The sequence below is a fragment of the Sulfurisphaera javensis genome, assembly GCF_041154675.1.
Lineage (GTDB): Archaea > Thermoproteota > Thermoprotei_A > Sulfolobales > Sulfolobaceae > Sulfurisphaera > Sulfurisphaera javensis.
This window is the reverse complement of the sequence record NZ_AP031322.1, coordinates 446,971-466,581: the sequence shown is the minus strand read 5'-3', so window position 1 is coordinate 466,581 and position 19,611 is coordinate 446,971. Positions and strand designations below refer to the sequence as shown.

The window sequence follows — 19,611 nt, the reverse complement described above, 5'->3', positions numbered from 1 at the left end:
CAAGAAAGGTAAAGACTAATTATTCCATTTATTCCATCAGTATTGAGTATCACTGAATAGTTTTAGGTTTATGATTTTACTAAATTAATATTAGTAGGATAAATTTATATCTTAGTTTATCTTAACAGAGTTGGAGTAATGATAATTTGATCTAGTCATCTTTTAAAAATTAACCAGCTATATTTGCATGAGATTAATAGAATTTAAAACAGTATCCATAAATTAAAATTCACTATTGCGAGAAACATTTGGACAAGAATGTTTTTGAGTTAAGTAAGATATAATAGGTTATACGACTACGTTAAATACAAATGTTGTATAAAGAACCAGATGATGGAGAAAAAATAAAATTCGATAAAGGTAAGTGGATAGTTCCTAGTAAACCTGTTATATTATATATAGAAGGAGACGGAATTGGACCAGAGATTACTACTACAGCTATAAGGGTAATTAATAAAGCAGTAGAAAAAGCTTATAAAAGTTCAAGAGAAATTAAATGGCTAGAAGTATATGCTGGAGAAAAAGCCGAAAAGCTAACTGGAGATAGATTTCCTAAAGATACACAAGAGATGTTATTAAAATATAGGGTTGTATTAAAAGGACCATTAGAAACACCAATAGGGAAAGGCTGGAAATCAGTTAATGTTGCTATAAGACTCATGTTAGATCTTTATGCTAATATCAGACCCGTAAAATACATTGAAGGACTTGAAAGCCCATTAAAAAACCCTGAAAAAGTAGATATGATAATTTTCAGAGAAAATACGGATGATTTATATAGAGGAATAGAATATCCATTTAACAGCGAAGAGGCAAAAAAGATTAGAGAATTCCTAAGAAATGAGTTCAAAGTTGAAATAGAAGATGATACAGGGATTGGAATAAAAGTTATGAGTAAATATAAAACTCAGAGAATAACTAGGTTAGCAATACAATATGCAATAGAGCATAAGAGGAAGAAAATAACTGTAATGCATAAGGGAAATGTAATGAAATATACTGAAGGAGCATTTAGAGAATGGGCTTATGAAGTTGCTTTAAACGAATTTAGAGACTTTATAGTAACAGAAGAAGAAATTAATCAAGGAAAAAGCCATGAAGGAAAAGTAGTATTAAATGATAGAATAGCTGATAATATGTTCCAACAAATAATCATTAGACCCGAGGAGTATGATATAATTTTAGCCCCTAACGTTAATGGTGATTATATTTCAGATGCTGCTGGAGCATTAATTGGAAATATTGGAATGCTAGGTGGGGCTAATATTGGTGATGAAGGAGGAATGTTTGAAGCAATACATGGAACTGCTCCAAAATATGCAGGGAAAAATGTAGCCAATCCTACTGGTATTATAAAAGCTGGAGAGCTAATGCTCAGATGGATGGGGTGGAACGAAGCTGCAGAGCTAATAGAAAAGTCTATAAATATAGCTATTAAACAAAAGAAAGTTACACAAGATATAGCTAGATTTATGGGAGTAAAAGCATTAGGTACAAAAGAATATGGAGACGAGCTAATAAATATAATTGATACTCTTTAACTCCCCAGTTTTACAGTAAATTTCATTTGTTTCCATTGTCTTCCGTTCCCTAATCAAAAGAGACTGACTCAGAATTTCAAATGTTTTTTATTTTCTTTCTATCAACCTTATTATACTTTATACAAACATTTTACTAGTATATATTATAATAAGTGGTATAGAAACATTGGAAATTCACACTCTCTGTTGACCTATATTATATAAACTGTTAGAGATGGTATTTTTAATATATAGAATTAAAACAATATATCGAAAAAATAATACGAATATAATTAATTTTCATTTTTTAGAGAATATAATACTATGGAAACGAAGGAAATTTACTGTAAAACTGGGGAGTTAAACAAAAGTAATCTTTTCGTTTCATATGACGCGGTAACACCATGAGAAATAATTGATAACTAAAATAACGTAGGAAACAAAGAAGTAAATGTGTCAATTAGAGATGCCTTGAAAGGTGGAAAAGGAGAGGTTATTAAGGATCCTAGGGTTTTCATTGATCCTTTAACTGTATTTAAAGATATTCCTTTTAGAGAAGATATATTGAGAGAGGTTGCTATCGCAGTTAGATATTTTGTAAAGTCTGATGTTCGTTTTTCTACTCTATTTTTAGGATTAACTGGTACAGGGAAAACATTTGTAGCTAGATATATGCTAAATGAGATTGAAGAGGTAAAGCATGAAGATCAAGATTATAGTAAAGTGAAACAAGCTTATGTAAATTGTAGAGAAGTTGGAGGTACTCCTCAAGCTGTTTTATCTGCTTTAACAGAGAGGCTAACTAATGATGAGGTGCCTAAACATGGGATCAATCTTGGCGAATATTTAGAGAAAATTAAAGAAGAATTAGCTAATAAGAAAGCTTTAGTTTACTTAGATGAGGTTGATACTTTAATAAAAAGAAGAGGAGGAGATATTGTACTTTATCAACTATTGAGAGCTGATGCAGATATATCAGTAATAATGGTCAGTAATGATATAAATATAAGAGATTACATGGAACCAAGAGTTCTCTCTTCTTTAGGTCCTACGGTATTCTTTAAACCTTATGATGCAGAACAATTAAAGCACATATTATCAATTTACGCTGAATACGGTCTTTATAGAGGTACTTATGATGATAATATTCTATCTTATATTGCAGCTATTTCGGCTAAAGAACATGGAGATGCAAGAAAAGCAGTTAACTTATTGTTCAGAGCTGCACAATTAGCTTCTGGAGAAGGTTTTATAAGAAAGGAACATGTGGATAGAGCAATAATAGAATATGAACAAGAAAGATTAATTGAGGCGATTAAGGCACTTCCATTTCATTACAAACTAGCTTTAATGGCTACTATGGAAGCTGAAGATGTAGTTACAGCACATAAAATTTATACTGATTTATGTAACCAATATAAGCAAAAACCGTTATCATATAGAAGATTTTCTGATATAATATCAGAGTTAGATATGTTTGGAATAATAAAAGTTAAAATCATAAATAAAGGAAGAGCTGGTGGTATAAGAAAATATATAGAAGTAACTGATAAAGAAAAAATAAGAAAAGCTATTGAAGATACAATGGATTTAGGGTATGAAGATCAAATGTAACTCTGCTTATATACTGTATTGGTGTTTTTCATGATATGGGAAAAGATTAGGGAACTTGAAGATAGGCAAAAAGTTCTTTTGGACCAAATTCAAGAACTAGAGAAAGCTCTTCAATCTTTACCTACAGGACATTTAGAAGTTAAGGAAATTAATGGGAAGAAATATTATTATCTTCGTTACTGGGAGGATGGTAGGCTAAAAAGCAAATATATAGGTAAGGATCCGAGCCAAATTGAAGATAAGCTTAAAAAAGCAATAGAATATAGGAGCAAACTTTCAGCTTTAAAGCAGGAAAAAGAGAAAATTGATAGAATTCTATATAGAATTTCTAAAATTGTAGAGGAAAATAATAATAGCTAATCTTATAAATTTGAAATGTGATAGTACTACAACCATGATAGTAATTGATGAAACAATTTCACAAGCTTTAACAACGTTAGCGACAGAAATTATAGATGCAATTCCATCAATTATATTATTTCTTATTATAGTTTTTGTAGGGTACGTAATAGCGGAGATAGTTAGTTCTGTTATTCAAAGAGTTCTTGTAAGATTATTCTCTCACTCTACTATTCAAATTAGTGCCAGCTTAGTTGCTGGAACTGTAAAGGCTTTAATAATTCTTATATCATTATCAATAGGTTTGACTGTTGTTAGTTTAGGTCCAGCTAGTGTTTATATAGAGGATGTGGCAAGATATTTACCTTATCTTGCCGGAGCCATTTTATTACTAACATTAGGGATAACATTAGTAAATGTCCTTATAGATTATATGGGTAAACAAATGATTACTAATGATCCATTTATGACAACAATATTTAGTGTCCTTAAATTTGGATTATATGCTATAATTATAACTTTAGCAGCTACATTGGCTATATTTTACTGGATACCTTTTATAAGTCCATATCTTTTCTATGATATTATTATTGGTTCAATAGTGCTACTATTTAGCTTTACGATAATAGATAAAGCAATAGATAGTATAGCAAAAACAGATCCTAATGCTTCATATATCTCGACATATGGAAGATTTCTACTATATACAATATTTCTTATAATAGCTATTGCAATAATTGTTCAACCATTTAGTTCAGTTTTGTCAATTTTACAAACTTTAGCTTGGGGTTTAGCTATTGCTTTTGCAATACTTTTAGTACCATTAATATATACACTTATTAAGAGGATGTCAGCAGAGTTAAAATGAGGATGAAAACTCCCCAGACTGAATAGTGAAGAGTCCTTTAAGTGCTGATTTTTTTATACCTTTAAAACAATATGTTAAACTATGAAAAAGCTATCAGATTCTGAAGTATACCAAGCTTTAAAGGAATTAAAAGGATGGATTTTAAAAGGAAATACAATAGAAAAAACGTTTCAATTTAATGATTTTAAGGAATCGGTATCTTTTGTTTTAAAAATACAACCAATAGCGGATTCTATGGATCATCATCCTGATGTATGTATATACTATAACAAGGTTATTGTTCAATTAACTACCCATGATGTAGGTGGACTTACAGATTTAGATATAGAGCTGGCTAAAAAAATTGATGAAATTACTCTATAAAGAACACTATTTTTTCATTCCCTTTAATTTTTGTACCTTTTTTAACCTTTACAAAAAGAATATTATTCTTTATTTTAACTCTCCCAGATAACGAGTATGAAATAATTTTACCTGGTAAAACCCAGATTGCTTCATAGGGGTATTCAGCAATCTCCTCTTCATATATATCTTCATATAGATTTTCACCTTGATTTAATTCTCCGTAAAATCTTATAATAAATTCGACATAAGGATGAGTTACATCAAGTAAACCTAATCTTGTAAAAAGAACTTTTGCTTTTACTCTTTTGCCATTTACCTTAATTATTTCTCTATCTAAGTAATATTGCATATTATCTTTTAATTTGTTTAGCTCATTTTTTATTTCGTCTTTTTTAAGAGAAGCATAGTAAGAATCCTTATCATAATAATAAAAAATAACCAATTGATTAGTTTCTCCCAAATTATTCATATTAAAAAAGCCTCTAGCGTAAATTGGTTTTATATTTTCACTCATTTTTTCTCCTTTTCCTTTTTCCAGTTTCTTGTTGCAATAATGGTGTTAATGCTTCTATTAACCCGTTACATTCCTTTAGTTTCTGAAGAATTATGTTTACAAAACAGCAAAGACTGCCAAGTCTTTCAAATGAATTGAACTTTATTGAATTTTGAGGTCTTTCTGTTGATATTGTTATAAATTTTCCTTGCCCAACCAAAGCCTTAAGTATTAATCTATCTGTATAGGCTAATTCTGAGGTAGTCCATTTTCCTTCTATTTGTTCGGGTAATTTTAATTCATTCCATTCAACTTTATTACAATCTGGATTTATCTCAAGTTCAATCTTTTTCTCCTCTAAATCAACGATTTCAGATTCATATTCTCTTTGTTCTCCTAAAAATTGGGTTGCTAATTCTTTTAATTTCTCGTTTTGGTATGCACAACAGCTTAATGTTGCTAATTCTTCTAATGCTGAAAAATCCCTAAGGTTTATATTATTTACACCTCTAGCTGTTGCTATTGAGAGCAAGGTAACAGAATTAGGTATCATAATTACTTCAAATCTATAATAGTTACTATCTGCAAGTCTTATTATATAAGTTTTATTACTATCATTCGATAATTTTCTAAATTCTTGAAATTTATTGCTTAAATATTCTTTATTACAATTATCTAAAAGAAAATTAAAACCTCTAATATCCCTATTTCCTTCAGTACTACATTTCATAATTTAATGTTTGAAAAAGAGTATTTAAAAATCAAATGGGTGTATTACTTTTCCTCATTTAGTATTTGTAAGGCTGTTTTAGTTAGTTCGTAGTAATATTTTTTACCCTTCTTAACATTTACTAAACCAAATTTTTGTAGGAGTTCTAAATGGTATCTCACTGTAGAGTAATTAAGCTCTAATATCTTTGCTAATTCATACGCATTCTTTGGACCGCTTCTTAATTCTTCCATTATTCTTTTTCTTGTATCCCAGCCAGGGAGTTCAAATATATCATCGATTTTTAGTATGCTCATGTGTTATTACTTGTCCTAAATATTGATTAAATCTAAGCTCTTTTTTGCTTCAATTTTTCTCTTTTGTTAATGCTTAAAATTATTTTTATTGCAGGAAAAGTGAGATTAAATACAAAAAGATTAGACAATGTTAATGTAAAAATTATATCTATTATGACTAGAATAAACATTAGCCTATTCATATGTAATTTTTAAAAAGGACGTTTATTAAAATATGCTTATCTAAAAGGATAATACTTTATCCTATCTGTAATAAGTAATAGCAATAGAAATGCAAGAATTGTCATTATTGCTATTGAGTAATAATCCCCTCTTAAGCCTAATAAAAGCAGTAAGATTAAGGAGAAAGGTATTGGTAAAAAACCTTTATTGAATCCTGCTTGTAACATTGAAACTCCTATAGCAGGAAATAGTAAGAGGGGGTTAATTAGTGAGGCTATAAGAAGTATTATTAATACTACAAGAATTAATAATTCTAAGATATTTACTCTCTGAGTTATCATGACTAAATATATTTTTGCATAAGAGGAAATAAATTTAGAGGCTCATTAATACTCCGTGAAAATCCCTATTATGTTCTCTGAAACTGCTGAAAAATCTATTTTTCCTAACTTCATCTAGCCTAATTTCAGATATTATCAGATCTTCTTCAAACAATTTAGCTCTGCTTACTACTTCTCCAAAGGGAGAAACAACCATAGAACCTCCCCAAAAGAATTCCTCTTCTTGACTACCTACATTATTAACGAATACAGTCCAAATACCATTAATTATAGAATGAGCTTTTAATAATGCCTCCCAATTATCCTGAATACCTAGTTTTGTAGTCATTCTTCTCATTGGAGATGCTGAAGGAATGAAAATAGCATCGGCACCCATTAGTGTTAGGGCTTCAATAGGTTCATAGTGCCATGCATCTTCGCATATAATAACACCAAATTTTATTCCGTTATATTCAAATATTTTAAGATCTTTTTTAGGATCTCCGGGTTGAAAATATCTTCTTTCTTCAAATAAACCATAAGTTGGTAAATAAAATTTATATGTAAAATTAACCTGATGATTTATGATTATAGCCGAACTATTCCTAAGTATTCCAGGCCTAACTTCCTTTATTAATCCTGCTATAATACATTTGTTTTCCTCAGATAATTTATCTATTGCTCTTTCACTTTCTTTAAATACTTCATAAACTAAATCTCTTAGTACATAACCAGTTAAGGATAATTCTGGGAATATTATACAATCAGCGGTTGATGTTTGAATTATCTCCTGGTGTTTTTCTAAATTACGTTTAACATCTCCTAACTTAGGTCTTATTTGTGCTAATTCCACTTTTAGCCCCATTGTCTAGGATACCTCCAATCAGAGTTTATTGCTCTTCCACTTAATCTAAAAATTTCTGGTGGAAGTCTCTTATGTTGTGAAGTTTTAACCATGTTAATTATTTTCATTACTTTATCTAAACTTGCTTTCGTTAACTCAGCTATTTCTTCTGGTTCTCTCATCTCTTCGAATTTTAAGTATAGGATTGAATCAATGGTTTCATAGTCTAAGCCTATTTCACCTTCGGCTGTTTGTCCTTCCCATAATGCAGGTGAAGGAGGTTTTTCAACGATCTCTTCTGGAACACCTAGGTAACTACCTAACATCCTTACTTGAGTTTTATACAAGTCCCCTATGGGTAGAACATCTACTCCACCATCGCCATACTTAGTAAAATAACCTAACATAATTTCACTTTTATCTCCAGTACCAACAACTAAATAGTTCATTTTTTGAGCAAATGCATATAACAAAATCATTCTAACTCTAGCTTTTATATTACCGATAATTACATTATTTGAAGTATTTACAGCTGAAGAAAATTTGTTTACAATTTCATCAATATTTACTAAAGTGTATTTATCTTCTGCTTTTGTTAGTTTTATTATTTTCATTGCATCTTCCATATCTTTTTTTGTTGTAGAAGAAGAAGGCATAAGTAATATATGAAAATTAGAAGTAGCCTTGGAAAGAAGAATACTTGTAACTGATGAGTCTATTCCCCCACTTAATCCAATTATTCCTCCATCTTTTTTACTTTCCTCAATATATTCTCTTATTCTCTTTACAAGATAGTAAGATACTTGTCCAAAATCTAACGTAAGCTTTTGTCTAACATATTCTGGCATCATACTAAGTTATGTTACTAACATTAACCTTATATGTTGCGAAGTAATAGTAAGAGTAAACTTCTACAGTAAAAACTGTTGAATTTATTGATTCATTATAGTAAGGTGCATAGGCATAAAACACAGAGGTTGAATTCGGTGGAACATAAGCATATGTAAAATTCCATATCATATTCAAGTTATCTGGTAAAGAAACTCTTACAAGGGTTATATTAAGTGGTTTATTTCCTATGTTTTTTACTTCAATAAGAATTGAGGAAATTGGTTCTTTACCAAGAGGTTGTACGTTTAAAATTCTAATTGGATTTGATGTGATGTATGATTCATGTGCATATGCTCCTACTGAAAATAACACTACAAAAAGCATTAAAAATGGGAGTCCAATGTCCCTTCTAACATTTACATGTATACTAGAAAGTTTATAATCCATTTTATAGATTACAACAAAAAGCAAAGGAATCCATAAAAAGAAATATTCTGTAAGCGTTCTCCATAAAAACCAACTAATAATCATAGGAAAAATCCACAAAGTATTTTTTATAATGTCAAAGAATTTATAATAGATATAAATAAGAAATAAAGATACTGCAATTTCAGAAAAAGTAAAGAACCAGGGCTGAAGTTGAAATAAACCAGAATAATTTATGACTGTTAAACCTAAATCACCAACCGGAATGGTATTTATATCAGTTGTAAATATATTGGTTACAAAATCTTTAAAATTCATTAGTAAAAATGGAATATTTAATATTGATATGGTAATTATGAAATAGAGTATAAAGGAATTAAAAGATGATATTTTATCTTTTATTTTATAGATTAAAATGAATGGTAAAGCCAACCAGCTTATTTGATTAAAGGAAGTAGCTAACGCTAAGCTTATTCCTCCCCATTTATCATTGCGTAAATAGGCGATAAGTAAAAAAGTTGCTGGTATGACCGCATTTACTCCATAGAATGGAGGAATTGCTACTGCACTTAATAAATAAAGAAAAATAACTGGTAAAACAGCAAATGGATCTTGTTTTTTTCTTCCCTCTATGTAAATCATTATAACAAGGATAACATCAAATATAACATTTATAACATTAATATAATATCCTGGAGCATTTACTAGTTTAGCTAAAAAGTAAAACGGAATATAAATTAGAAATGAAAGAGGAGGATAAATATAATTAGTGGCTATGTTTCCTGATATTAAATATGTAGGACTTACAGACACCGGATGATATATCATAGTGTAAGGGTCTTTTCCGCTAAAGAGATAATTTAAAGCTTGATAAATATATTCCATGTCATCCGTACCAAAACTAGTTATTAAAGAAATACTAACTATAAGAAAAGTTGAAGTCGCTATAAATACAACGTAATCATCAACTTTTGATAGATTTCTATTAGGGTTAAGTAATTCTGGGTAAATAGATATTATAATTATAGATATTACTGAGAAAAAAGAGATAGAAACTATTGCAGCAGAAACAGGATTACTTAAGACACTGAATTTGTAATTAATAAAATAGAGTGTGTAAAGCATTACTGAAGCTAATATTAAGTAAACAATCTTGTGTCTTAATTGGTTGTCCACATATTAATAACAGAAATAGAATATAAATAACTAATCAAGAGAATTCAAGGAAGATATTATGTAGTTAAGTATTTGATAAGGTAATTGATCTCTGTTATCACGAGTTACTACAAAATTTTTACCATCTTTGAAAGATATTTTTCTATGAACTACAGCAATAACGTATTTTTTCTCTTTTAATACATAATTTATTAAATACTTTAAACTCGGTATTGAAAACTCCATAGGACCTATTTCGTCAATTCCTATTATATTAGCCTTTTCGATTTTTTCGTATAATTTCTTTATTGTAGAATCATTAATTATTACGTAATATTTCCCAACTCTAATGTTACTTCTTAAATTAACGCTAGCTAGCCAATCCTCAATCTCATTATCTAGACTTTTTATCTTAAAGCCGATTCTTATTCCTTTTTCTCTTACTTCTGGACAATAAAATCCAGATATTTTAAATCCTTTATTTTCAAGTTCTTTAACTACTTTTAAAAATAAAGTAGTTTTCCCTACCCCAGGTTCACCAGTTATGTATACTCTTAAACGCTCTGACAATTTCTTTCACTCTTTCAATATTAATTCTTCCATTCTCATCTTTTAAGTATGTTCCGATAATGTAGCAATCAGCTTTATAATCTTTGATATTCTGTGGCGTTATTCCACTTCCTACACATATTGGTAAAGGGGAGATCTCTTTTATTTTATTAAAAGAGTTCACATTAGGACTTTTACCAGTTCTTTCTCCTGTGATAATAATATAATCTGCTAAACCTCTTTCTTTACAATCATTTATGATATTATATATATCCATTTGATGTAAAGGGCTCGCATGTTTTACATGAATGTCAGCTAATATTTTTATTTTCCTCTTAGTATAGTACAATGCTTCTTGAACTTCAATTGCTGCTGGTTCAATTATTCCTTCTGGTGAAGAAATTGTTTCGCATAATGCATTTACTCTAATAAAGTCCCCAGTTAAACTCGCAATAACTGCTGAATCATAAGCTGAGTTACGTAATAAATTAATGCCCACAAGTAAGTTCGTTGATTTTTTTACTTCCCTAGCTATTATACCCATCGCAATTGCAGTTTCTCTTCTCACTTTTTTTCTAAACGGTTTATCGTTAAAATTTTCTAAAATTAATGAGTCAAAACCTCCTTCTTCAAGCTTTCTAGTCTCTTCCAAGGTAAAATTAATTATATCTTCAAAGTTTTCATTATAAAAGAAAGACCCAGGCAAAGGTGGTAAATGAATTACACCGATTAGTTTCATTAGGTTTATTTATTTAGCTGTCATTATATAGTTTTGTGAAATGAATGTCGAATTATGTTTATATGACTGTTAATATGTTTAAATTTTCTCATGAATGGTGGAAATTAGGTAAAGAAGAGAAAAAGAAAATAATTTCAAAAATAGACGAAATGGAAAAAGATTATGAAAAGAAAATAATTTCATTAAAGAGGTTTATCTCATTAAGATATGATGGTGATATAATCTATTGGCTTTCAGATTTTAATACTACACCATTAAATGAATTTAGATACGATTTGCTTTCAACTTCTTATCTCGAAGAGAAAATATCTCTATTTTCTGTCTTTAAGGAATCTCCTTATACTATGGGAGGAAATAAAGATTTGTCATCTTTCTTAAAAATACCTCCTTTAAAGTATTTTGTTGCTTATCCTATGAAAAAATCACCAGACTGGTATTTATTACCCTTCAACGAGAGAAAAGATATAATGGCTGAGCATATAAAGATTGCTAGAACGCATCCAGATAATGAAGGGATAAGATCTTATACTACTTATTCTTTTGGAATAGGAGATTATGAATTTGTTGTTATTTATGAAATTCCAGATTTATATAGATGGACAAATGTTGTTGAAAAATTAAGAGAAGCAAAAGCAAGAAAATGGATTACTTTAGAAGAGCCTATATTAGTTGGAGAGTTAGGAGCTCTTGATATTTTTGTGAAATAAATAGTAGAGTTAACATAGTCTTACCATCCTCTATTTTTCCGTCTAAAACCATTTTTATAGCATCACCAAGTTTTATTTCGAAAGGCTCTATAATCTCATATTCCTCCAGGTGTTGGGAAGTTTTCACTAGATCTTTTGCTATATAAACGTGCATTATCTCTGTAGTAACACCTGGAGAAACATAAAATGAAAATAGCTTCTTCAAATTATTAGCTTTATATCCTATTTCCTCTTCGAGCTCTCTTTTGGCAGTGTTTTCTTCAATTTCATTTTCCTCAATAGTTCCAGCTGGTAATTCATATAGCCATTTTCCAACTATTGGCCTATATTGTTTTATCATTATTATTGTCTCTTTGTCTAGGAAAGGAACAATTACCACAGAACCTCTATGTTTCACATAAGCTTTTTCTACTTCTTTTCCATTAGGTAATGAAAATTTATCTATAATCACATCAAACTTCTGTGATGAGAAAATTCGCATAGTTAAACCTACAATCTCTTATTTAAATATTTTTCATTAACTTTCTCGTATAAGCTATACCAATCAATTTTAATTAATAGAATACCTAAAATAATGAAAATAACAGTGAGTGCGATAGAAAGATATAAGGGATTTATATCTGCTAAATCACTTATTTTTATAATACCAAAAAGTTCTAGGGGAATTTCTATCATACTTTTTAGAATTTTTGATGGAATAGTAATAATTAACATCTTTTTAAGAGATTCCCTAACTATTCCTCCGCCAATGTATAAATAGTCGTCGAGTGGTAATCCAGGAAGTATGGCAGTAATAAAAAGAGCTAAAGGAAAGTATTTACTTTTAATAAACTTATGTATTAATGGTATGTTCTTGTTGTCTCTTAAGGGTTTTTTCAAAGCAATTCCTAAAACATATGTTAAAGTTTTAGCTAAAGCTGCCCCTATTCCAGAAATTAAAACTACGATTAGAATATTTTCTATGTTTTTTCCATAAGCTAGTAGAAAGTCTGTAGCAATTAAAGTATATGGTGCTCCGGCAAATGGCAATATGTTAGTAATAAAGCTTATACTAAATATAAGTAATAGTACTGCTAAAGGGATACTCATATAAATAAAAATTCATAAGCAAAATGTTATATAATTAATCCATATGTGTTTATTTTGTGGTATTATAAATAAAGAATTGGAAGGTTTCTTTATTTATGAGGATAATAATTATGTAGCTATTTTGGACAAGTATCCAATTTCCCCTGGACATACCTTAGTTATACCAAAAAAGCATTTTGAAAACTATTTAGACGCTGATGATAATACACTCTCTGAGTTAGCTAAAGTTGTTAAAATAGTCTCTTTGGGGGTTAAAGATGCAGTAAAAGCCGATGGGTTAAGAATACTAACTAATATAGGAGAAAGTGCTGGGCAAGTAATTTTTCATCTTCATATTCATGTTATTCCCACATGGGAAGGAGATTACCCAGAACTTTTTAAGTCATTCAAACCTAGAAGAGAACAGAGTAAGGAATATTATGAATTATTGCAAAAGATTATTAGGGAGTCAATCGAAAAGTTAAAAAGAAAAACTGGTGATGATAAGTGGGGCTAAAAGAAGAATTAGAAGCTAGATTTGGCAATAACTTTTCAGATAGCCTTGTAGAACGTCTTTCACATTCGGCTGATATGGGATTTTTACCTCAATTAGTTTGGGCAAATATTAAAATTAATATCATTCCGGATTATGTTATTTATCCCACATCTGTAGAGGACGTAATTGATGCTGTTAAGATTGCTTTAAAATATAAGGTTCCTATTACACCATATGGTAGAGGTACTAATAGATATGGTAATGCATTAACTACAGAAGGAGGAATATTATTAGATTTCTCTAAGATGGATAAAGTTGATGTAGATGAAAACAATATGGTTGCTATTGCAGAACCAGGGGCTACTTGGAAATTAGTTGATTTAGCAGCTCAAAGTAAAGGTTTACAGTTAAGGACTTTCCCTTCATCGTATGATTCTACTGTCGGTGGAGGAATAGCTGGTGACGCATTAGGAATAGGTTCTTATGAATATGGTTTCATTTCTGATAATGTAAGTTTTGTTGACATGGTTAATCCAAAAGGAGAATTAGTTCACCTTGAAGGAGGTAACTTAGCTTTAGTGTCTGGTGCTGAAGGAATAACAGGTTTTATAGTTAAAGCCGGAATAAGACTTAGAAAATATTCTCCAACAGAGGCTTTGGTTCTTTCCTTTGATTCATTCGACACAGCAATGAGGGCTGTTGGTGAATTTTATAGAGAGGTAATACCAGCCTGGCATGTTCAAGTTAGAGGTCCTGCAATTTCCTCCTATATAGCTCAAAAGTTTAATGCGAAGTTATCACCAGGCAAATGGAATATGATAGTACTTTATCCTTCTTTACGTTCATCCTTAGTTGAACCTAAACTCTATAGAATAGCACAAGCATTTGGAGCTACTATAAATGAAGGAGAGTGGACTGGCTGGTGGTCATTTAATCATGGAGTTGTGGCTGCCCTAAGAACTAAAGGGTTGTTAATTCATCAGCACGGATTAATTCATTATACTAAGATTAATGAACTTGTAAATGAACTAAAAAACTTCTTAGGTCAATTAGGTGAATTATCTCCTAATCAAGGGTTCGATTTGGATATAGACCTAGAAAAGAGAGAGGTCCTGTTAGTTAATGCTTTTACAGAAGTATCTTTAAAACCTAACGATAAGAAGCTGATTTATGATCTAGCTAAAAACACGCTAATGATGGACTCGTTCATAAAAGTTGGAGGTTCCTTACTCTCTATTGGAATGTTTGGGCATAAATATTCTAGAAATAGATTATCAGCAATGGGCAAAACTTTCCAACAATTAGGTATTGACAGATACGAGGTAATTAAGAAATACAAAGAGGAAATGGATCCAGATGAATTATTTAATCCGGGAAAAGTGTTAGAGCCTAGAAAAAGAGGAAGAATAGTATTTGAGATAGTTAAAAGGCAACAAGAAGCTTTACAATTTAGGTTTGGGATTGGTTTTGTAAAAGCGATAGTTCCTGGGGGAGAAATTAGCGGATTTACAGCAGTTAAAAGATTTCTTGATATTTTCACAGATTACTCGCTGGAATGTATAGATTGTGCTATGTGTGTTACAGTATGTCCACAGTTTAAGTTAATTCCTCAAGCGCCTTATGCACCAAAGGGTATGTTTGACTTTGTAAAGGGTGCTATCTCTTATTATCACTTAAATGGTAGTGTTGATATCCCAGATTCAGCTATTGCTGAAATTTCTGGTTGTCATAAGTGTGGTTTATGTGATGGTGTTTGTCCAGCAAAGATTCCGATATCATCTCTTTTAGTAAAATTAAATAGTATAGTTGCAAAGAAAGTTCCAGAAGAACCACCAGTAGATATACCTTTAACACAAGACCCAGATGTAGCAAGTGTTGTTAATAATAATAGTGATATAGTTTTATGGGTAGGTAAATATCTTACCGACAATCCTACAGTAGCAATAACTGCATTAAAAATTATAAAGATGCTTGGTCTAAAAGTGAGATTAGCTGGAACTACCTATGATAGTGGATTTATGAGTTATATAAGTGGGGGAGAAAGGCTTCAACAACATATTAAGAAAAATGAGGAACTTCTTAATACTTCTTTAGAAGTCATTACAATAGCTCCAGAGGATTATAAAGTACTATCAGAAGTATATAGAGATTATTCAAATATGCTTGGTTTAAGGATTAGCTATGAAGTGTCTCCAATTGAAATTAGAGTATTAAAGTCTATTCAATTAGATGGAAAAGGAGAGGAAATTTATCTTCATGTGGCATGCTTCTCAACCTCTTATGCTAATGAAATTATAAGAAGATTGACTGAAATGGGATTTAGAGTAAGAAAAGTTGAAGGATGTTCTGGCGCTGTATTAGAAAAGAATATAGGTAAAAGAGCAGATATGATGGCAAGAGCTTTAGGTTCTAAATATCCTATGTTAATAACTTTATGTCCGCTAGCTGCTGCTAAGTTTAGAGAAAGTGGTGTTCTAGCAAAAACATTAGTTGAATTCTTAGCTGAAAAGCTCAAAATAGCTGTACCTACAGAAATTAAGGTTACTAAAATAGAGCTCTCTGCAACTGAAAAAAATGCGTTACAAGCTACCATATTAAACTCAATAGTAAGTGCATTAACAAAACGTATTAGCTTAATTGTTGATACTGTAACATTTACATCAAGTGGAGTAGATGAATATAAGAAAATCATAGAACCATTAGTCAAAGAAGCAATTGAAGAGGCAACTTTACAAATTAGCAATTATATTTCATCTTTGGTTGAGGAAAAGAAAAAGAACGGGATGAAATATGAAGATCTAATTGCTTATCTAGGAAGTTTAACTAAGGAATTAAATGCTATAGTTTCAACAATTCAACTTGACACTGTTGTTGACGGAATCGTAGAACAAGTAAAAAGGCAAAGTACTGAAGAGTTTGATGCTTCTGTACTTAAGTCTTCCTTAATATTCTTAATACGGGATAATGAGCAAATGCTAAAGGAGAAGAGCGTCAAGGTAATTAACGTTTAATAAGCTCAATCCTTTTATTAATTTTTAAACGTAAACTATAATTATGCCTAAAATTTACCTTGGACCTGCTGGAGTTCCTCATTCTTCAAAGAAAAGGAATACTATTGATGGAATAAGGACAGTAAAAGAGCTTGGTTTAAATGCTATGGAAGTAGAATTTGTTCAAGGAGTACGAATGAGTCCAGAGAGTGCTGAGGAAGCCGGAAAAGTTGCTAAAGAATTAGGTGTCAGATTATCAGTTCATGCACCTTACTTTATAAACTTATGTTCTGAAGAGAGAGAAAAAGTAGAAGCATCTAAAAAAAGACTCCTAGACGCTGCTGATAGAGCTGAAAGAATGGGGGCTGACACAATAGCTATTCATATAGCCTTTTATGGTAAAAAATCGCCAGAGGAATGTTATCAAATAGTAAAATCAGAATTAGGAGCTACTGTTGACACGGCTAGATCTATGGGAATTAAAAACGTAAAATTTGGGGTTGAAACTATGGCAAAAGATTCAGCTTTTGGAACTTTGGATGAGGTTATCTCTATATCTAAGGAGATAAAAGGAGTTGTTCCTTACATTGACTGGGCTCATACTTTTGCAAGACAAGGTGGTAAAATAGATTATGGTGAAATAATTGATAGGCTTATAAAAGAGTTAGGCCTTTCTCACATAAACTCTCATTTTGAGTCTTTAGTTTACAGAAACGGCAAATATGTAGATGAGCATTTACCTATAGATAATAACTCTCCACCTTTTGAACCTTTAGCAAGAGAGATATTAAAACGAGATATATCTATAACACTTATATGTGAGAGTCCTGAGTTAGAAAGGGACGCATTAAAAATGAAGAAAATATTAGAGGATTTGGGGTATAAATTTTGAGCTTAATGGTATTATCTGATTTTGATAGAACGCTTTCTAGCGATAGGGAAAGTTTCATATTAAGGGAGGATGTAGCTAAGATAGTAAATTACTTTTCAGCAAAATATTTATTCTTTGTAGTAACTGGTAGAGAAAGGAAATATATAAATATATTAGCTAGGGGCCTTTCACCTACTGGTTGGATAATCGAAAACGGAGGAATAATATTAATTAAAGATAAAGAAATAAAGCTCACTGACGAAAATTGGTATTCTATAAGAGAAAAAATAATAAAGAAATTAGATAAAGAAGGAATACCTTATTCCGTAGGAGAAGTAATAATTTATGTTAATTCTGCTTTTGAAAATAAGAGGAAATTAGAAGAAATAGTTGAGGCGAAAGTAGAGTGGAATAGAAATGATGCTATGATTATGCCACATAATGTTAGTAAAGGTAATGCGGTACTCTTTCTAAAGAGCTATCTCGGATTTAAAGGAAAAACTATAGGAATAGGTGATAGCCAAAACGATATTCCTCTTTTTAATGTAGTTGATTTAAAAGTTGCTGTTGCAAATGCATTACCAGAGATAAAAAGTATGGCAGATATCGTTTTAGATAAAGAGGATGGAGAAGGAGTTAAGGATTTTTTATTAAGAATTCTTAATGGAGAGATTAACATAGATTCATTGCCTATTAAAAGGTTTAGTAAATAGGTATATGTCGATTAAAAACTCATGAATCTTTTTTCTATGCCATGGATAGTATGCTTTCATTCTAAACTTGTGGGTTAAATATTCAACTTGAAATCCTTTAGATGTAGCTAATTTAGTTATTAACTGTAATGTCTCGGGATTAGATTTGTGTATGCTGTAAACTGTCTTAGCTATACTAAGTGCCTTATCTAAAAAAATTAGATCAGCACCTTTTCTTACTACTCCGAATGGAGGATTTTGGATTACAGTATCGGCTCTAATTTCTAAGTTATTTACATCTGCATTTACAAATTCTGCAATTATATTTTCGTTTTCAAAAAATTCTTTTGCAACTTTTAAGCTTTCATAATCTATGTCAACACAAATACAATAACCACCTAAGAGTGATATTCCAGCACAAAGTCTTCCAGTTCCGCAACCTAAATCCACGACCACTTTATTTTTTACGTCTCCTCTTAAGAAAGCGGTCCAAATTATTTCTGAAGCTAAATCAGAAGGTGTTAAATATTGTTCTAATTCATAATTTGGATTAGGATGTAAAGGTATTTTTTCCAAGAAAATCTCTAAGGATTTTTTATTAATTTTAGGGCTTGAAATAGATTATTCACCTTATTTATATTAAGATCTTCATAAAAATTAAATCTATCTAAAAGTAGAGGAGTTATGTTAGCTCTCAAAGCTCCTAAGTAGTCAATCTCATAAACATCGCCAATATGAAATATTGGAGTTCCATATTTTTCTATTGCTATTCTAAATATTCTTGGATGTGGTTTCATTATTCCATAATCACATGAGGCTATAACATCATCTATATATTTATCTAATCCTAGATCTTGAATAATTTTGTAAACAGATCTTGTAGCATTTGTTATCATCACTATTTTAAAGTTCTCTTTCTTCAATTCTTTAAGAAAAAGTTCTACGTCCTTAAAAAGATCCCATTTATTTGAAAGTAAAGGAACTTTTTCTAATTCTTTTATTAAACATTGTTTGGGATTTATCTTTAATTCTGATAAAAGCTCTTTATAATCTAATACACTTAATCCCCCTAATATAGGATCCGGAAAATGATCTCTTCCAAGAATTTTGTAGACTGCTCTGAATACTTTCTTCTCAGTCACATTATACCCTTTTTTTACTAGAAAATAGTAAATAGGTTGATGAAACTTGGGTGTGAAGCTAACAAGAGTTTCTCCCATATCTACAAAGATAACTCTTCTCATCTTTTATCCCGTATGAGGAATTTAGGTGGTTCAATGTTTTCACTTTTACATCTAGGACACTTACTCGGTTTTTTTGGTATATCTAAGTTAAAAACATATCCACAATCCCTACAGTAAGGTAAATAAACAACTAATTGATAATTTTTATGCTTAGATGATTTTGCAATGTGATATAAATGTTCATACACTTCTTTTTCTCTTTTAATACCGAGATTTTTCTTTATATCTTTTGCGGTTAGAGGCTTCTCAGAATATTTCAGTAATATCACTATCTTCTCTCTCACCGATAAAAAATCGAAGTCTGTTTGCATT

At 30.4% G+C, this 19,611-nt stretch carries 24 protein-coding genes; 10 read left to right on the top strand and 14 right to left on the bottom strand.

The annotated features are described in order from the left end of the window. The first annotated feature begins 314 nt into the window (after positions 1-314). From ACAM25_RS02545 to ACAM25_RS02525, 5 genes are all read left to right on the top strand, one after another. Positions 315-1,541 carry an NADP-dependent isocitrate dehydrogenase gene (locus ACAM25_RS02545; protein WP_369611587.1) on the top strand — a complete coding sequence of 409 codons (1,227 nt, stop codon included), beginning with the start codon at positions 315-317 and terminating at the stop codon, positions 1,539-1,541. 432 nt (positions 1,542-1,973) lie between these two features. Next, entirely contained in the window at positions 1,974-3,134 is a 1,161-nt protein-coding gene (locus ACAM25_RS02540; protein WP_369610779.1) for a Cdc6/Cdc18 family protein, read from the top strand. A 30-nt stretch (positions 3,135-3,164) separates the two neighbouring features. Further along, positions 3,165-3,494 carry a hypothetical protein gene (locus ACAM25_RS02535; RefSeq protein ID WP_369610778.1) on the top strand — a complete coding sequence of 110 codons (330 nt, stop codon included), beginning with the start codon at positions 3,165-3,167 and terminating at the stop codon, positions 3,492-3,494. 34 nt (positions 3,495-3,528) lie between these two features. Continuing rightward, positions 3,529-4,341, top strand: coding sequence for a hypothetical protein (locus ACAM25_RS02530; protein WP_369610777.1), 813 nt, complete (start codon positions 3,529-3,531; stop codon positions 4,339-4,341). 81 nt (positions 4,342-4,422) lie between these two features. Continuing rightward, complete coding sequence (locus tag ACAM25_RS02525; protein WP_369610776.1) at positions 4,423-4,704, top strand: 4a-hydroxytetrahydrobiopterin dehydratase; 282 nt, start codon at positions 4,423-4,425, stop codon at positions 4,702-4,704. Here ACAM25_RS02525 and ACAM25_RS02520 read toward each other — a convergent pair. From ACAM25_RS02520 to ACAM25_RS02480, 9 genes are all read right to left on the bottom strand, one after another. Next, complete coding sequence (locus ACAM25_RS02520; RefSeq protein ID WP_369610775.1) at positions 4,694-5,200, bottom strand: hypothetical protein; 507 nt, start codon at positions 5,198-5,200, stop codon at positions 4,694-4,696. The genes ACAM25_RS02525 and ACAM25_RS02520 overlap by 11 nt on opposite strands. Beyond that, positions 5,193-5,909, bottom strand: a complete 717-nt coding sequence (locus tag ACAM25_RS02515) for a hypothetical protein (RefSeq protein WP_369610774.1) — start codon at positions 5,907-5,909, stop codon at positions 5,193-5,195. The genes ACAM25_RS02520 and ACAM25_RS02515 overlap by 8 nt, the downstream gene beginning before the upstream one ends. A gap of 44 nt (positions 5,910-5,953) precedes the next feature. Next, positions 5,954-6,205 carry an ArsR/SmtB family transcription factor gene (locus tag ACAM25_RS02510; RefSeq protein WP_369610773.1) on the bottom strand — a complete coding sequence of 84 codons (252 nt, stop codon included), beginning with the start codon at positions 6,203-6,205 and terminating at the stop codon, positions 5,954-5,956. Positions 6,206-6,423: 218 nt separating this feature from the next. Next, entirely contained in the window at positions 6,424-6,708 is a 285-nt protein-coding gene (locus tag ACAM25_RS02505) for a hypothetical protein (protein ID WP_369610772.1), read from the bottom strand. A 34-nt stretch (positions 6,709-6,742) separates the two neighbouring features. Next, entirely contained in the window at positions 6,743-7,552 is an 810-nt protein-coding gene (locus ACAM25_RS02500; RefSeq protein ID WP_369610771.1) for a nitrilase-related carbon-nitrogen hydrolase, read from the bottom strand. Further along, on the bottom strand, positions 7,543-8,379 hold the full coding sequence (locus ACAM25_RS02495; RefSeq protein WP_369610770.1) for an NAD+ synthase: 837 nt from the start codon (positions 8,377-8,379) through the stop codon (positions 7,543-7,545). The genes ACAM25_RS02500 and ACAM25_RS02495 overlap by 10 nt, the downstream gene beginning before the upstream one ends. Before the next feature lie 4 nt (positions 8,380-8,383). After that, the gene (locus tag ACAM25_RS02490; RefSeq protein ID WP_369610769.1) at positions 8,384-9,964 is read right to left on the bottom strand and encodes a hypothetical protein; all 1,581 of its coding nucleotides are present in this window, start codon (positions 9,962-9,964) and stop codon (positions 8,384-8,386) included. 30 nt (positions 9,965-9,994) lie between these two features. Continuing rightward, the gene (locus ACAM25_RS02485; protein ID WP_369610768.1) at positions 9,995-10,513 is read right to left on the bottom strand and encodes an NTPase; all 519 of its coding nucleotides are present in this window, start codon (positions 10,511-10,513) and stop codon (positions 9,995-9,997) included. Beyond that, the gene (locus tag ACAM25_RS02480; protein ID WP_369610767.1) at positions 10,479-11,231 is read right to left on the bottom strand and encodes a BtpA/SgcQ family protein; all 753 of its coding nucleotides are present in this window, start codon (positions 11,229-11,231) and stop codon (positions 10,479-10,481) included. Before ACAM25_RS02480 ends, ACAM25_RS02485 begins: the two co-directional genes overlap by 35 nt. Before the next feature lie 44 nt (positions 11,232-11,275). Here ACAM25_RS02480 and ACAM25_RS02475 point away from each other — a divergent pair, with 44 nt between their 5' ends. Next, positions 11,276-11,938 (top strand): chlorite dismutase family protein, encoded by a 663-nt coding sequence (locus ACAM25_RS02475; RefSeq protein ID WP_369610766.1) that lies wholly within the window; start codon positions 11,276-11,278, stop codon positions 11,936-11,938. Here the strand turns inward: ACAM25_RS02475 and ACAM25_RS02470 are convergent. Then, entirely contained in the window at positions 11,892-12,419 is a 528-nt protein-coding gene (locus tag ACAM25_RS02470; protein ID WP_369610765.1) for an NUDIX hydrolase, read from the bottom strand. The two genes, ACAM25_RS02475 and ACAM25_RS02470, sit on opposite strands and share 47 nt — an antisense overlap. A gap of 8 nt (positions 12,420-12,427) precedes the next feature. After that, positions 12,428-13,027 carry a hypothetical protein gene (locus ACAM25_RS02465; RefSeq protein WP_369610764.1) on the bottom strand — a complete coding sequence of 200 codons (600 nt, stop codon included), beginning with the start codon at positions 13,025-13,027 and terminating at the stop codon, positions 12,428-12,430. A gap of 43 nt (positions 13,028-13,070) precedes the next feature. On the opposite strand from ACAM25_RS02465, the gene ACAM25_RS02460 reads away from it, so the two are divergent. From ACAM25_RS02460 to ACAM25_RS02445, 4 genes are read left to right on the top strand one after another with little or no spacing between them, the layout of a single operon-like run. Continuing rightward, a complete protein-coding gene (locus ACAM25_RS02460; RefSeq protein ID WP_369610763.1) occupies positions 13,071-13,523 on the top strand; it encodes an HIT family protein in 453 nt (150 codons plus the stop codon). Next, a complete protein-coding gene (locus ACAM25_RS02455; protein WP_369610762.1) occupies positions 13,514-16,513 on the top strand; it encodes an FAD-binding protein in 3,000 nt (999 codons plus the stop codon). Before ACAM25_RS02460 ends, ACAM25_RS02455 begins: the two co-directional genes overlap by 10 nt. A 43-nt stretch (positions 16,514-16,556) precedes the next feature. After that, positions 16,557-17,384 carry a TIM barrel protein gene (locus ACAM25_RS02450; protein ID WP_369610761.1) on the top strand — a complete coding sequence of 276 codons (828 nt, stop codon included), beginning with the start codon at positions 16,557-16,559 and terminating at the stop codon, positions 17,382-17,384. Between the two features lie 5 nt (positions 17,385-17,389). Beyond that, positions 17,390-18,076: a phosphoglycolate phosphatase gene (locus ACAM25_RS02445; RefSeq protein WP_369611586.1), complete on the top strand. Its 687-nt coding sequence runs from the start codon at positions 17,390-17,392 to the stop codon at positions 18,074-18,076. Here ACAM25_RS02445 and ACAM25_RS02440 read toward each other — a convergent pair. From ACAM25_RS02440 to ACAM25_RS02430, 3 genes are read right to left on the bottom strand one after another with little or no spacing between them, the layout of a single operon-like run. After that, complete coding sequence (locus ACAM25_RS02440; RefSeq protein ID WP_369610760.1) at positions 18,047-18,631, bottom strand: METTL5 family protein; 585 nt, start codon at positions 18,629-18,631, stop codon at positions 18,047-18,049. The two genes, ACAM25_RS02445 and ACAM25_RS02440, sit on opposite strands and share 30 nt — an antisense overlap. Positions 18,632-18,639: 8 nt before the next feature. After that, positions 18,640-19,299: an HAD family hydrolase gene (locus ACAM25_RS02435; RefSeq protein ID WP_369610759.1), complete on the bottom strand. Its 660-nt coding sequence runs from the start codon at positions 19,297-19,299 to the stop codon at positions 18,640-18,642. Further along, positions 19,296-19,610, bottom strand: coding sequence for a transcriptional regulator (locus ACAM25_RS02430; RefSeq protein WP_369610758.1), 315 nt, complete (start codon positions 19,608-19,610; stop codon positions 19,296-19,298). Before ACAM25_RS02430 ends, ACAM25_RS02435 begins: the two co-directional genes overlap by 4 nt. Position 19,611 lies beyond the last annotated feature (1 nt).

What these genes read in the sequence shown, in the direction of transcription:
- ACAM25_RS02430 (WP_369610758.1), bottom strand. Translation starts at nt 19,610, where the DNA reads ATGCAAACAGACTTCGATTTTTTATCGGTGAGAGAGAAGATAGTGATA.
- ACAM25_RS02475 (WP_369610766.1), top strand. Translation starts at nt 11,276, where the DNA reads ATGTCGAATTATGTTTATATGACTGTTAATATGTTTAAATTTTCTCAT.
- ACAM25_RS02520 (WP_369610775.1), bottom strand. Translation starts at nt 5,200, where the DNA reads ATGAGTGAAAATATAAAACCAATTTACGCTAGAGGCTTTTTTAATATG.
- ACAM25_RS02500 (WP_369610771.1), bottom strand. Translation starts at nt 7,552, where the DNA reads ATGGGGCTAAAAGTGGAATTAGCACAAATAAGACCTAAGTTAGGAGAT.
- ACAM25_RS02435 (WP_369610759.1), bottom strand. Translation starts at nt 19,299, where the DNA reads ATGAGAAGAGTTATCTTTGTAGATATGGGAGAAACTCTTGTTAGCTTC.
- ACAM25_RS02525 (WP_369610776.1), top strand. Translation starts at nt 4,423, where the DNA reads ATGAAAAAGCTATCAGATTCTGAAGTATACCAAGCTTTAAAGGAATTA.
- ACAM25_RS02505 (WP_369610772.1), bottom strand. Translation starts at nt 6,708, where the DNA reads ATGATAACTCAGAGAGTAAATATCTTAGAATTATTAATTCTTGTAGTA.
- ACAM25_RS02530 (WP_369610777.1), top strand. Translation starts at nt 3,529, where the DNA reads ATGATAGTAATTGATGAAACAATTTCACAAGCTTTAACAACGTTAGCG.
- ACAM25_RS02495 (WP_369610770.1), bottom strand. Translation starts at nt 8,379, where the DNA reads ATGCCAGAATATGTTAGACAAAAGCTTACGTTAGATTTTGGACAAGTA.
- ACAM25_RS02480 (WP_369610767.1), bottom strand. Translation starts at nt 11,231, where the DNA reads ATGAAACTAATCGGTGTAATTCATTTACCACCTTTGCCTGGGTCTTTC.
- ACAM25_RS02450 (WP_369610761.1), top strand. Translation starts at nt 16,557, where the DNA reads ATGCCTAAAATTTACCTTGGACCTGCTGGAGTTCCTCATTCTTCAAAG.
- ACAM25_RS02535 (WP_369610778.1), top strand. Translation starts at nt 3,165, where the DNA reads ATGATATGGGAAAAGATTAGGGAACTTGAAGATAGGCAAAAAGTTCTT.
- ACAM25_RS02470 (WP_369610765.1), bottom strand. Translation starts at nt 12,419, where the DNA reads ATGCGAATTTTCTCATCACAGAAGTTTGATGTGATTATAGATAAATTT.
- ACAM25_RS02510 (WP_369610773.1), bottom strand. Translation starts at nt 6,205, where the DNA reads ATGAGCATACTAAAAATCGATGATATATTTGAACTCCCTGGCTGGGAT.
- ACAM25_RS02460 (WP_369610763.1), top strand. Translation starts at nt 13,071, where the DNA reads ATGTGTTTATTTTGTGGTATTATAAATAAAGAATTGGAAGGTTTCTTT.
- ACAM25_RS02515 (WP_369610774.1), bottom strand. Translation starts at nt 5,909, where the DNA reads ATGAAATGTAGTACTGAAGGAAATAGGGATATTAGAGGTTTTAATTTT.
- ACAM25_RS02465 (WP_369610764.1), bottom strand. Translation starts at nt 13,027, where the DNA reads ATGAGTATCCCTTTAGCAGTACTATTACTTATATTTAGTATAAGCTTT.
- ACAM25_RS02445 (WP_369611586.1), top strand. Translation starts at nt 17,390, where the DNA reads ATGGTATTATCTGATTTTGATAGAACGCTTTCTAGCGATAGGGAAAGT.